The 13368-nt window shown below is 34.1% G+C and carries 9 protein-coding genes; 4 read left to right on the top strand and 5 right to left on the bottom strand.

The window, feature by feature from the left end; translation table 11 throughout:
* Positions 1 to 373: 373 nt before the first annotated feature.
* The 3 genes from ACEN2I_RS07245 to ACEN2I_RS07235 all read left to right on the top strand — a co-directional run bounded on the left by ACEN2I_RS07245 (position 374) and on the right by ACEN2I_RS07235 (position 2588).
* Positions 374 to 1189, top strand: coding sequence for an SDR family oxidoreductase (locus ACEN2I_RS07245; protein ID WP_441765427.1), 816 nt, complete (start codon positions 374 to 376; stop codon positions 1187 to 1189).
* Between the two features lie 72 nt (positions 1190 to 1261).
* A complete protein-coding gene (locus ACEN2I_RS07240) occupies positions 1262 to 1669 on the top strand; it encodes a DoxX family protein (protein WP_441765426.1) in 408 nt (135 codons plus the stop codon).
* A gap of 1 nt (position 1670) precedes the next feature.
* Positions 1671 to 2588, top strand: coding sequence for a helix-turn-helix domain-containing protein (locus tag ACEN2I_RS07235; protein ID WP_441765425.1), 918 nt, complete (start codon positions 1671 to 1673; stop codon positions 2586 to 2588).
* Between the two features lie 845 nt (positions 2589 to 3433).
* Here the strand turns inward: ACEN2I_RS07235 and ACEN2I_RS07230 are convergent.
* From ACEN2I_RS07230 to ACEN2I_RS07210, 5 genes are all read right to left on the bottom strand, one after another.
* On the bottom strand, positions 3434 to 4066 hold the full coding sequence (locus ACEN2I_RS07230; RefSeq protein WP_441765424.1) for a DNA-3-methyladenine glycosylase: 633 nt from the start codon (positions 4064 to 4066) through the stop codon (positions 3434 to 3436).
* A gap of 378 nt (positions 4067 to 4444) precedes the next feature.
* On the bottom strand, positions 4445 to 7276 hold the full coding sequence (gene uvrA, locus ACEN2I_RS07225) for an excinuclease ABC subunit UvrA (RefSeq protein WP_441765423.1): 2832 nt from the start codon (positions 7274 to 7276) through the stop codon (positions 4445 to 4447).
* A 287-nt stretch (positions 7277 to 7563) separates the two neighbouring features.
* Positions 7564 to 9348: a chloride channel protein gene (locus ACEN2I_RS07220; protein WP_441765422.1), complete on the bottom strand. Its 1785-nt coding sequence runs from the start codon at positions 9346 to 9348 to the stop codon at positions 7564 to 7566.
* Between the two features lie 84 nt (positions 9349 to 9432).
* Positions 9433 to 11109: a gamma-glutamyltransferase gene (ggt, locus tag ACEN2I_RS07215; protein WP_441765421.1), complete on the bottom strand. Its 1677-nt coding sequence runs from the start codon at positions 11107 to 11109 to the stop codon at positions 9433 to 9435.
* A gap of 18 nt (positions 11110 to 11127) precedes the next feature.
* Entirely contained in the window at positions 11128 to 11712 is a 585-nt protein-coding gene (locus tag ACEN2I_RS07210) for an ACP phosphodiesterase (protein WP_441765420.1), read from the bottom strand.
* Positions 11713 to 11913: 201 nt separating this feature from the next.
* On the opposite strand from ACEN2I_RS07210, the gene glmM reads away from it, so the two are divergent.
* Positions 11914 to 13302 (top strand): phosphoglucosamine mutase, encoded by a 1389-nt coding sequence (glmM, locus tag ACEN2I_RS07205; RefSeq protein ID WP_441765419.1) that lies wholly within the window; start codon positions 11914 to 11916, stop codon positions 13300 to 13302.
* The last annotated feature ends 66 nt before the right edge of the window (positions 13303 to 13368 follow it).

Here is a 13368-nt window from a genome sequence, read left to right as displayed (position 1 = left end):
AGGCATAGCTACCCTTACCCATAAAATTAACTTTTAAAGGGATTGGGATTTTGGCTACCGCCAAGATACCAAGCAGGGGGACCATGCTGGTCAAAAAAATCCTGTTTTAGCACAACTTTTTTGTTATATTTGAACTAATACAAGCGGAAGTTTTTTCATAGACTGACGTTAGCTGCAAGCGTGAGTGCGGCCGACAGAAAATCACATGACAAATGCAAACCCTTCGCAAAATGAAAAGAGCTGTAGGCCAAGCACACCCAAGCCAAACAACTACTCTAAATTCTTTGGTTTAGCTACAACTATCAGAGATTTGGTTACTTCTACCGTTTAAATTTGGAAGACTTTTGTAACATAAATTTTAAACTATTAAAAAATGGATAAAAAAATTTGGCTTATTACAGGGACTTCTAAGGGATTTGGAAGAGTTTGGGCAGAAGCAGCTCTTAAGCGTGGCGACAAGGTTGTGGCAACAGCAAGAAACATCAATTCATTAAATGATTTAGTTGCAATCTATGGCAACGCCATATTACCAATTGAATTAGACGTAAACAATCGACAAAACTGTTTTGACGCAGTTGAAAAAGCGAAAGCACATTTTGGTAAAATTGACATTTTAATCAATAATGCTGGCTTTGGTCACTTTGGTTATGTGGAAGAAATTTCAGAATCCGAAGCAAGAGAACAAATTGAAACAAATGTGTTTGGTTCTTTATGGATGATTCAAGCAGTGCTACCTCTGATGAGAAATCAAAATAGCGGGCACATTATGCAAGTATCGAGCATTGGTGGTGTAATGGCTTTTCCAAGTTTAGGTATTTACCATGCTTCTAAATGGGCAGTCGAAGGATTATGCGACTCGCTTTCTCAAGAAGTAAGTCAATTTGGGATACATGTTTCACTCATAGAGCCTACTGGTTATGCAACGGATTGGGGCACAAGTTCTGCCAAACATAGTAATCCAATTGAAGCGTATAACGGGATTAGAGAAATGATGAAAGCCAATGCAGGTAAGACTCCAATGGGCAACCCAAATGCAACTGGAGAAGCAATATTAAAATTGTCAGATTCTGCTAACCCACCACTTCGAATGTTTTTGGGAACAATGCCTTTTATGATGATTGAACCAACTTATGATAAACGCCTTGCAACTTGGAAAGAATGGCAAGCAGTCTCTGAAAATGCACAATGATAAATTTAGTATTGGTTTTGACTATTCGGAAATAATAGTCAAAACCATTTTTAAACAATTTTAATAATGCGCATGAAAGCAATCAAAATAATATTTCTTTTCCTAACAATAGTGTTCTATTTAGGTATGGGGGCAATGCACATTTTCAAGCCTGACCAATATTTAGTAACGATACCTTCTTGGCTACCGTTTCCAACACAACTTATTTACGGAAGCGCTATTATAGAAATTATTTTAGCAATATCACTTACACCTAAACAACCACGAACTCTAGCTTCCAAATTAATAATTACAATGTTGATTATTTATTTAGTCGTTGTTCATATTTCACCATCCATTACTTATTATCAAACTAGCAACCAGGATTTTATTGCAAGTCTTATAAGACTTGCTTTTCAGTTTATTCTGATTTATTGGGCTAGTATATTCGGTGAAATATCTTTTAAAAAACAGCAACAATGTTTAATTTTGAATAACTAAAATGAACAAAAAAAAACAACCTAATATTGTTAATTCAATTTCTGAATTACATAATTTTATTGGTTTATCAAAACCTCAACACCCACTAATTAGTCTAATAAATTTAGATGAAATTTCCAGCTCTAAAAGCGAATTTGTAGTAAGTATTATTTTAAATTTTTATAGTATTTCCTTAAAGAGAAAAGTGAAAGGGAAACTTAAATACGGACAAAATTACTATGATTTCGATGAAGGTGTTTTAGCAATGATGGCTCCAGGGCAAATGTTATCATCAAGTGGCTCAGATAATTATGAAGTATCTGGTTGGTGGTTAGTTTTTAATCCCGATTTTGTCCGTAATTATGCTTTAGGGAAAATAATCAATCAATATGGCTTCTTTTCGTATTCCGTTCATGAAGCATTACATCTTTCAGACAAAGAGGATAAAATGTTAGAAGGAATAATGAAAAATATCGAGCAAGAATATCACACATCTATTGACAATTACAGTCAAGATGTAATGGTTTCCCACATAGAATTATTACTTAATTATTCAAATCGTTTTTACAATCGTCAATTTATTACCCGTAAGTCAGTAAACAATGATTTGTTGAGTAAACTTGAAAATATTTTGACTGAATATTTTAAAGAAGAAAATATTGTAAAACTAGGACTTCCAACTGTTAAATACATTGCCGATAAACTTAGTGTATCACCAAACTATTTAAGTGATATGCTTACAAGCCATACGGGCCAAAGCACACAACAGCATATTCACAATAAGTTAATTGATAAAGCAAAAGAAAAACTTTCAACTACTAATTTGACTGTAAGTGAAATTGCTTATGAACTAGGTTTTGAGCATCCACAATCGTTTAGTAAATTGTTTAAAAGCAAAACAAAAATGACACCATTAGAATTCAAGCAATCATTTAATTAAAAATCAACGTATTTGGGGGCACATTTGTATTTTGCCTTCGCACAGACCAGCATCAAAAAACACAAAAGAGCCGTCAAGCAAACGCTTCAAAGAAACAGTGAACAACAGAGCGACGATGATAGAACGCCAGCACCTAACAGCTAAGGGATTCGTTGCGTACGTAGCACGAACAATGAAGCCCGTGTTGAACGTAACCACTGAGATTCTGCAACTATGCTTTTTTCGATAAATAAATTACAGGAACTTCAACAGGCTATTGCGCCTCTTTTTTTTTGGAAGTAGTTTCTGCTTGGTTTTCTCGTGTTTTCCCTTACCCATAAAATTAACTTTTACAGCGATTGGGGTTTTGGCTACCGCCAAAGATACGAGGCAGGTGGACCAGGATTTTCAGAAGCTCCCGTTTTAGCATAACTTTTATGTTATATTTGAGGTAATACAAACGCAGGTTTTTTAACAGTACAATAAGCGCAGTATAACGCACGTATCGATTGTTCCAGAGATATGGTCGTTAATTTCCTGTCGTTTACGGGACAGCTCTGGGTTTTCCTGATAACGGTTGTTGTTTTCTTCTAAAGCATCACAATATTGGCTATGGTCTATTTCCCTGCCTGATTTTCTGCTGGCACTTAAATGTTTTACAGGACATTCTTCGCATTTGGGTGTTCGGTATTTTTTAAAATTATAACTGTCTTTATCTTTTTTCTTATACCAACTCCCTGTGGTTTTAAGTGTTTCGCTCTGTAAATTAGTTGTTATTTTCTGTTTTTTATACAGAGAACAAGAAAAAAAATATTAAAAGTGATTTGGCGTACTGGTTTTGTTTAGCTTTTCTATTAATTTTAAGCTTATAATTTGTTAGGTTTACTTACATACTTGTTGCCTTTAATAAAAAAGCGCCATGGTAAAAGTGCATCTTCCTGTGCGTATGATACGCCAACACGCGGTGTAGAGACAATTTCGTCTGCATTATATCGAATACCCTGATCCTCAATCCAGATTTCTTCTCCCGTTAAATCTTTTTGGTTAAAGGAGCGATCAATTCCGAGTGCTTTAGCTGCAGATCCGGGACCTGATGAAATCGCTGCTTTACTTGCAGGCATATTGCGTCTAAATTCCATAATATCTTTTCCTATTAAGGGTTCAATACCTCTTATCAATACAGCATGAGGTTCTCCTCCCACAGAACTAACAACATTAAAGAGATGATGAATGCCATAACATAAATAAACATAAGAAACACCTCCTTCACTGTATAGCGTTTCAGTTCTGTTAGTTCGTCTTCCGCCATAGGCATGAGAAGCTTTGTCTTTTTCTCCAAAATAGGCTTCAGTTTCTATAATTATACCTGCTGTAATTTCTCCATTTATTTGAGTAAAAAGTACTTTCCCCAAAAGATCTTTCGCCAGAAAAAGTACATCTGGATTTAGATAATAGTAAAATTGTAATTTAACATGATTGCTTTTGGAATATTTAGACATAATCTTTATTTTTTTAAAATAATTCTTTAAGAAAAGATTCATTACTAAATTAAGCAATATAATTTATGAAACTATGCAATAATTTCAAAGTCTTATGAAACAAGTAAAAATGTGTAAAGTGATAAAATTGAAACGATTCAGGCAGTTGACTGCTAAACTGTATCTGACATAAAAGAAGTAAGTAGTTAAAAAAAGATAAAATAAGAAATTCCGGAGAACAGAATTTTGAGTATTAGATCCAGGAGTTCTTGACTTTTAGATTTAACTCTGACAATGTCTTTCTTCGAAACTTATATTAAATTAGCTTCAGTAAGACGAAAAATATAAAAAAGCAACTTTAAAAAAAAGTTGCTTCTTTATGGCTAAATACTCAACGAGTTATGACAACTCTTTTTTCAAAAATTTAGCAGTATAGCTCTTTTTATTTTTTGCTACTTCTTCAGGAGTTCCTTTGGCAATCAACTGTCCGCCGCCTTTTCCACCTTCTGGACCAATATCTATAATATAATCTGCAAGTTTGATGACATCCATATTATGTTCGATTACTAAAATGGTGTTTCCTTTATCAACCAGTTTATTGATTACATCCATTAAAACACGAATGTCTTCAAAATGCAAACCAGTTGTAGGTTCATCCAAAATATAAAACGTATTTCCGGTGTCTTTTTTAGATAATTCTCCCGCTAGTTTGATACGTTGTGCTTCACCGCCCGAAAGAGTAGTACTTTGCTGACCAAGCGTAATATATCCTAAACCAACATCCTGAATGGTTTTTACTTTTCTATAAATTTTCGGAATGTTTTCAAAAAATGGAACCGCTTCATCAACCGTCATGTTCAAAACGTCAGAAATGGATTTCCCTTTGTATCGAATTTCAAGTGTTTCTCTGTTAAAACGTTTTCCCTGACAGGTTTCACATTCTACATAAACATCCGGTAAAAAGTTCATTTCAATAGTCCTCACACCCGAGCCTTCGCACGTTTCGCAGCGTCCACCTTTTACGTTGAAACTAAAACGCCCTGCTTTATAACCCCTAATCATGCTTTCGGACGTCATTGTAAACAAGTTTCTGATTTCGGTAAAAACTTCTGTATAAGTCGCCGGATTCGAACGTGGTGTTCTCCCAATCGGGCTTTGGTCAATATCAATTACTTTGTCAATATGTTCCAGACCTTCGATTTTTTTATAAGGCTGTGGTTTTTTTACACCATTAAAATAATAGGCGTTCAGAATAGGGTAGAGCGTCTCATTAATCAGAGTGGATTTCCCACTTCCTGAAACTCCCGTAACGCAAATCATTTGTCCCAAGGGCAATTCAATAGAAATATTTTTCAGGTTATTTCCGGTTGCTCCGGTTAGTTTTAAAAACTTTCCGTTGCCTTTTCGACGTTCTTTTGGAATCTCCAGTTTCATTCTACCGTTCAAATATTGTGCGGTGATTGTGTTTGATTTCAAAGTTTCTGCGGGAGTTCCAATACTGATAATTTCTCCTCCGTATTTTCCTGCTTTCGGACCAATATCAATAACGTAATCTGCAGTTTCAATCATGTCTTTATCATGTTCTACAACAATTACAGAGTTCCCAATATCACGCAGTTGTTCCAGTGATTTAATCAGTTTTTCATTATCTCTTTGGTGTAAACCAATACTCGGTTCATCCAGAATATACAAAACACCCACTAATTGCGAACCAATTTGTGTTGCTAAACGGATTCGCTGAGCTTCTCCTCCCGAAAGTGATTTTGAACTTCGGCTTAAAGCTAAATAATTCAAACCAACATTCATCAGGAAGTTCAAACGATCTTTAATCTCTTTTACAACTTCAGAAGCAATTAAAAGTTGTTTGTCTGATAAATGATTATTTAAATCCTGAAACCAGGCTGTTAAATCGGAAATATCCATATCACATAATTCGGTGATGTTTTTTCCATTTACTCTAAAAAACTGTGCTTCTTTTTTTAAACGAGAACCTTCACAAACCGGACAATTTACTTCGTCCATGAAATCTTTTGCCCAGCGTTTTATGCTTGTTGTTGCGCTTTCATCGTATTGATTTTTGATGAAATTTGAAATTCCTTCAAAATCTATTTTATATTCCCTTGTTACGCCAAGATCTTTTGAGTTTATAGCAAATTTGTCTTTTCCGCCATACAAAATCATGGTCATGGCTTCTTGCGGAATTTTCTCAATCGGATCGGTCATTTTAAATCCGAATTTTTCTCCAATAGTTTCTAATTGCTTAAATATCCAGGAAGATTTGTATTCGCCAAGTGGAGCAAAACCACCACTTTTTATAGATAATTTCGAATTTGGAATAATCTTTTTTACGTTGATTTCATGAACCGTTCCCAAACCATTGCAATGCGGACAAGCTCCTTTTGGAGAGTTGAAAGAAAATAAATTCGGCTCTGGATTTTGATACGAAATTCCGGTTGTGGGACACATTAAATTCCTGCTGAAATAACGTACTTCATTCGTATCCTGATCTAAAATCATCAACACGTTTTCGCCATGATGCATCGCTGTATTGATACTTTCTGACAATCGCTTTTGATTGTCTTCAGTATCTTCAATCAGCATTCTGTCAACAACAATTTCAATATCATGAGTTTTATAACGATCCAGTTTCATTCCGGAAACCAAATCCTGAACTTCGCTATTTACACGAACTTTCAAAAATCCCTGTTTGGTAATTTGCTGGAACAATTCGGCATAATGTCCTTTTCTGGCACGAATAATCGGTGCCAAAATATTAATGCGTTTTCCATTAAAATCCTGAATAATCAAATCTTTAATTTGGTCATCAGAATAGGAAACCATTTTTTCGCCTGTATTGTAGCTATAAGCATCTGCACCACGGGCGTATAAGAGTCTTAAGAAATCATATATTTCAGTAATTGTTCCAACAGTCGATCGCGGGCTTTTACTGGTTGTTTTTTGTTCAATTGCAATTACTGGCGAAAGTCCATCAATTTTATCCACATCCGGACGCTCCAAACCACCAAGAAACTGTCTGGCATAAGCCGAAAAAGTTTCTACATAACGACGCTGTCCTTCGGCATAAATCGTATCAAATGCTAAAGATGATTTTCCCGAACCGGAAAGCCCTGTAATGACTACAAGTTTATCACGCGGAATAGAAATATCGATATTTTTTAGATTATGAACTCTTGCACCAAGAACTTCAATAGTATTGTCTTTTTCTAACATAAATTTGAGCAAAACGCAAAGTTACCACTTTGATTTGTTCTTTTTGTGCTAGAATATAGAAGTTTATGTTAAAAATTGTAACAAAAAACGGTAACTTTTGTTAGCACTTCTCTTATTGGTTGCTATATATATGGAATAGTATCCTGTTTTGAAAATCACCCCTTTTTTTGTTATCATCGAGAAGTTGATTAAAATTCAGTTTATATGTTAAGTCAATATTCCACATTACCTAACAAGGTGCTTTTTAATATCGGATAAAGCAAAAAATAAACTATCCGATATTAATATTATTCAATGGTCATAGAACGCAGTTTTGTTCTATAGGCTTCAAGCGCTATAGATTTGGAAATGAATCCGTAATACTTTTCATTTCGTATTACAGGAAGAAAAGCGGACTTAGATTTTTCAAATTTGCTCATTACAATTTCCATACTGTCAAATGAAGAAATAGTTGCAGATGGGGTTTTCATAACTTCTTTAATTAAAGTGTGTTTTACACGATATGTGTTAAAAATTATTTCCCTGATGTTATTAAAATGAACAACTCCAAGAAGTTTTTTTTCATTTGATACAACGGCAAAAACTACCTGATTGGAATGCGATATAAGATCAACTAATTTACTCAGGTTCTCATCAGGATGAACAGTTAAATAATCGCATTGAATGATGCTGTCAATATCTAAAGTAGATAAGATATTTGAATCTTTGTTACTCGTAAAAGCATGACCTTTTTTTGCCAGACCTTTCACATCAAGTGAATATTTCTCAAAACGTTTTGAAATTGCAAAACTTATCGAAGATACAATCATTAAGGGGATCATTAAGCTATATCCACCGGTAATTTCTGCAATTAAGAAAATAGCGGTAAGCGGCGCATGAAACAATCCGCTCAAAATACCGGCCATACCAACCATAGTAAAATTACTTATTGGAAGTTTTGATAAACCTATCAGACTAATAACTTTTGAAAAGAAATATCCAAGATAAGATCCCAAAAATAAGGATGGGGCAAAATTACCGCCATTTCCACCACTTCCAATTGTTAATCCGGAAGCGAATACTTTTACCATCATTGTAAAACCTACAAAAATAAGCAGAACCCACTGATTGTTTCTAAAATCACCAAACAAAGTATTGTCTAATATTTTTCCAGGATCAGTTTCTGATAAGATTTTGATGCTTTCATATCCTTCTCCAAAAAGAGTTGGAAAAATAAAAATCAACAGAGCCAGAAGAGATGAACCAAACAAAGCTTTTTTGTAAGGATTCATTTTTAATTTTACAAAATAGTGCTCAACTCTTTGAAAGTTTCGTGCATAATAAACAGCCATAAAACCTGTCAATATACCTAAAAGTACATAAAAAGGGATATTGTTATAATTAAAAACTTCTTGTTTTTTAAAAGACAATAAAATGGTTTCATCTAATACAATTGCAGAGACTAAAGCACCTGTAGCTGCAGAGATCATAATAGGGGTGAAGGCTGAAATACTTACATCTACCAATAAGACTTCGATAGCAAAAAGAACTCCTGCAATAGGCGCATTGAAAGCAGCAGCGATTCCTGCAGCCACACCACAGCCAATAAGTAAAGTTCTGTCTTTATATTGTAGTTTATAATTTTGTGCAAAATTTGATCCAAATGCTGCTCCAGTAACCACAATCGGACTCTCAAGACCGGCTGAACCTCCCAGACCAACAGTCAGTGAGCTGGTTACAATTTGCGCATACATCTGCTTTCTTGGAATAATACTTGCTTTTTTAGCAACAGCGTATAATATTTGAGAAGTTCCTTTTTCAATACTACCATTTAATATTCTTTTTACAACAAAAACAGTAAGAATAATTCCGATAATTGGTAAAATACTGTTGATGAAACTTAGTTTTAAAATTCCGTTGATGTAAGTAGCAAAGGAGAAAACGTTATGGGCAAAAGTTTTTAATATAATTACTGCCAATGAACAAGATATACCAATTAAAACACTTGATAAAAAAATAAATTGCTTTGGTGTCATTAAAGATTGCGCTAAGGCAATAATACTTTCTAGTTTTCTGAAATATTTTTTTAGCATTCTGTTGTAAAAGTTAGGGATATTGCAAATTTAGCTTTTAACATCCAAATTTGTATAAATTTCAATACAAATCTTTTTTAAAATTTAAAATCCTATAGCTGTATCGTCTCCTCGAAAATCCGCACCAGCTTCAAGAGTTTTGTTTGGCAGGACTAAAATAGCATCAACTTTACCAATTACTGGGGTTGTTTTCTCATTGATTAGATATGCTTTAGCTTTAAGTTTGTCTATGGTGCTACTATCAAAAGTATTTGGCTCAAAAGTAACAAGATCCGGCAACCATTGATGATGAAAACGAGGTGCATTTACAGCATCCTGCATACTTAATTTATATTCGTACACATTTAAAATAGTTTGCAAGACAGATGTTATAATTGTTGAACCGCCCGGAGTTCCCACTACCATAAAAAGTTTTCCGTCTTTTTCTACAATTGTTGGCGTCATCGAACTTAACATGCGTTTTTGTGGTGCAATACTATTGGCTTCGTTTCCAATTAATCCAAACATATTTGGTGATCCCGGTTTAGCACTAAAATCATCCATTTCATTGTTTAAAAAGAACCCTAACTCCTCGCAGTAATATTTTGATCCATAACCATCATTTAAAGTTGTTGTAGCTGCGATCGCATTTCCAAATTTGTCAACAATAGAATAATGGGTAGTTTCGGTACTTTCGTTATACGTTACATTTCCTTCTTTTATTTCAGAGGATAAGCTGGCTTTATCAACGTTAAGAGTTGACATTCTGTTTTTTAAATAATCATCAGACAGTAATGCTTTTACAGGAATTTTTACAAAATCCGGATCACCTAAAAACTGGCTTCTGTCGGCATAAGCTCTTCTTTCTGCTTCAACAATTATCTGGATAGCCTCTGCTGAATTATGCCCCATCTTTTCTAAATTATAAGGAGCAATCATTTTTAAAATTTGGGCAAGGCAAATCCCACCGCTGCTTGGTGGAGACATAGATGTGATTTTTAAATCTTTATAGGTAAATTGTAGTGGTTTTCTCCATTTAGCTTCATATTTAGACAAATCTTCAAGCGTAATAATTCCGCCCTTTTTGTGCAGATAATTAACTAGAATTTTTGCTGTTTGTCCTTTATAAAACTCATTTCTTCCATATTTTGAAATTCGTTTTAAAGTATTGGCAAGAGCAAGGTATTTAATAGTGTCATTTTCTTTAAAATTAGTTGCCAAAAGTGTCGATGAGCCGTTTATTTTTATAATTGCATCTCTATAATCGTGCAGATTTTTTTCTTGTTTTTTTGTTACTACGACTCCTCGTTCAGCTAAAGCAATGACAGGTTTTAAAATTTCGGACATTCGCATTGAACCGTATTTTTTATGAACGGCAAAAACTCCGGCTACTGTTCCAGGAACACCAATTGCAAGAGCGGTTTCTGTACTTTTTCCTTTTATGACATTTCCATCTTTATCTAAAAACATATCTTTTGAAGCAGCTAAAGGCGCTTTTTCGCGATAATCTAAAGATCCGGCTTCGCCATTTCCTCTCCGATATACCATAAAACCGCCCCCTCCAATATTTCCTGCAAACGGAAAACAAACTGCCAGGGCTAATTCGGTTCCAACCATAGCATCAAAAGCATTTCCTCCCTTTTTCATAATTTCAACGCCAATTTTTGAGGCTTCTTCTCTTGCAGAAACTACCATCGCCTTTGAAGCAATTAATCCGGTCGAATTTTGCTGTGCAAAATTTAAAGCGGAAATGAAACAGCATAAAAAAGTAATTTTTTTCATATCGAGAAAATATTGATTTTATAAGGAAAGCAATTTTTGTTTGGAGTGATGCTGAATATCTTCAAAGAAAGTAGTGAATTCGTTTTCAAAATCGGCATAAAATTCTTTTAATTCTTCGCTGGCAAATTGCATTTTAGATATGTTTTTCGACCTTCGATCCATTTGAGTTAAAATCTGATGAATACCTTCGACTGTTTGGTAGCTCAAAAGCCAGTTTCTTTCGATCATATACGGCATTAAACTCTGTGTTTTTTCAGTAAGTATAGCATAATTAGCATGCAATGAATTATAAAAACGATGAATAAAATCTTCCAGCTTTTCATCTGAATATTTGGTCCAGTTTTTGGCTAAAAAATGATCATACACAATGTCTACAATAACTCCGGCGTAATGATGGTATTTTTCATGTAAACGCTTGGTGCTTTTTCTGAAGATATCATGAGAATCAGTATAGGTATCTATAAAGCGATGTAAAATAATTCCTTTTTGCACATCATGAGGAAAATGATCGAATTGTTTACCACGAATACCATCGGCCATAAAATTGCCAATTTTGATTAAATCATTTTCGCCGGAAAGATAAATATGGGCAAGGAAATTCATTTTTTTGAGTTATTAAGATTCTGAAGGCTAAAGAAACTAGATCTTCATTGTAAATGTATAAAAAACTTTTTAAATCATTTTTGTTAAAAAAAAACAGTTTTTTGTTTTAATGTTTAGCGATTATTTTAAAATCTTAGTGCTTTATATCTTAGTAACCGGGCAACTTTTTTATATTTGTAATAAATACTATAACTCACAAAAATGACTTTAATAAAATCGATTTCAGGAATACGTGGAACTATCGGTGGAAAGGTAGGTGATAACCTGACTCCTGTTGATGCTGTAAAATTTGCATCGGCATATGGAACCTTTCTAAAAAATAACACTTCAAAAGAAAAATTGACTGTTGTAATTGGTCGTGATGCCAGAATTTCAGGACCAATGATTCATAATCTGGTTGTACATACATTGATAGGTTTAGGAATTAATGTAATTGATCTTGGACTTTCTACAACACCAACAGTAGAAATTGCTGTGCCATTGGAAAAAGCAGATGGAGGGATAATTTTAACAGCTTCTCATAATCCAAAACAGTGGAATGCTTTAAAATTATTGAATGAAAAAGGAGAATTTTTAAGCGGAGCTGAAGGTGCAAAAATTCTTGAAATTGCAGAAGCGGAAGCTTTCGATTTCTCAGATGTAGATAATTTAGGAGAGATTACAGTAAATGATGCGTATATGGATATTCATATTGACGAGGTTTTAAACTTGCCATTAGTTGATGTTCAGGCTGTAAAAGCAGCAAAATTTAAAGTAGTTGTTGATGGAGTAAATTCATCTGGAGGAATCATTATTCCGAAATTATTAGAATTAATGGGTGTTGAAGTTGTAAAATTATATTGTGAACCAAACGGACATTTTCCTCATAATCCAGAGCCTTTAAAAGAACACCTGACTGCTATTTCAGAATTAGTTGTTAAAGAGAAAGCACATTTAGGAGTTGTAGTTGATCCTGATGTTGATCGTTTGGCATTTATCTGTGAAGACGGAGAGATGTTTGGAGAAGAATATACTTTAGTAGCTTGTGCCGATTATGTTTTGAGCAAAACTCCCGGAAATACAGTTTCTAATATGTCATCTTCGCGCGCGTTGCGTGATGTGACTAATACACATAAAGGAAGCTACGAAGCAAGTGCAGTAGGTGAGGTAAATGTTGTAGAGTTAATGAAGAAAAATAACGCTATTATTGGTGGAGAAGGTAATGGTGGAATTATTTATCCCGAATCACATTACGGAAGAGATAGTCTAGTTGGAGTAGCTTTATTTTTAACCCATTTAGCGAATAAAAAAATGTCAGTTTCTGCATTACGTGCTTCATATCCGGAATATTATATGAGCAAAAATAAAATTGAATTAACACCACAAATTGATGTGGATGCAATTTTAATTGCTATGACTGAAAAATATAAAGATGAAGATATCACAACAATTGACGGTGTAAAAATCGATTTTGATGCAGAATGGGTTCATTTAAGAAAATCAAATACTGAACCGATTATCCGTATCTATACAGAAGCTTCTTCTCAGGAAAAAGCAGATGTTCTGGCACTTCGTATTATTGATGAAATAAAGGAGATTGCAGGGATTTAATACTTAAATAATCTGGATTTTGGCTATAAAAAAAGTTTGATGGAATTTTCATCAAACTTTTTTTAA

Origin of the sequence: Flavobacterium sp. W22_SRS_FK3, assembly GCF_052113665.1 — a bacterium.
Lineage (GTDB): Bacteria > Bacteroidota > Bacteroidia > Flavobacteriales > Flavobacteriaceae > Flavobacterium.
The sequence above is the reverse complement of the archived record's forward strand: the minus strand, read 5'-3'. Positions and strand labels throughout refer to the sequence as shown.

Coding starts and splice junctions, on each gene's coding strand:
- ACEN2I_RS07245 (WP_441765427.1), top strand. CDS start 374: ATGGATAAAAAAATTTGGCTTATTACAGGGACTTCTAAGGGATTTGGA.
- ACEN2I_RS07240 (WP_441765426.1), top strand. CDS start 1,262: ATGAAAGCAATCAAAATAATATTTCTTTTCCTAACAATAGTGTTCTAT.
- ACEN2I_RS07235 (WP_441765425.1), top strand. CDS start 1,671: ATGAACAAAAAAAAACAACCTAATATTGTTAATTCAATTTCTGAATTA.
- ACEN2I_RS07230 (WP_441765424.1), bottom strand. CDS start 4,066: ATGTCTAAATATTCCAAAAGCAATCATGTTAAATTACAATTTTACTAT.
- uvrA (WP_441765423.1), bottom strand. CDS start 7,276: ATGTTAGAAAAAGACAATACTATTGAAGTTCTTGGTGCAAGAGTTCAT.
- ACEN2I_RS07220 (WP_441765422.1), bottom strand. CDS start 9,348: ATGCTAAAAAAATATTTCAGAAAACTAGAAAGTATTATTGCCTTAGCG.
- ggt (WP_441765421.1), bottom strand. CDS start 11,109: ATGAAAAAAATTACTTTTTTATGCTGTTTCATTTCCGCTTTAAATTTT.
- ACEN2I_RS07210 (WP_441765420.1), bottom strand. CDS start 11,712: ATGAATTTCCTTGCCCATATTTATCTTTCCGGCGAAAATGATTTAATC.
- glmM (WP_441765419.1), top strand. CDS start 11,914: ATGACTTTAATAAAATCGATTTCAGGAATACGTGGAACTATCGGTGGA.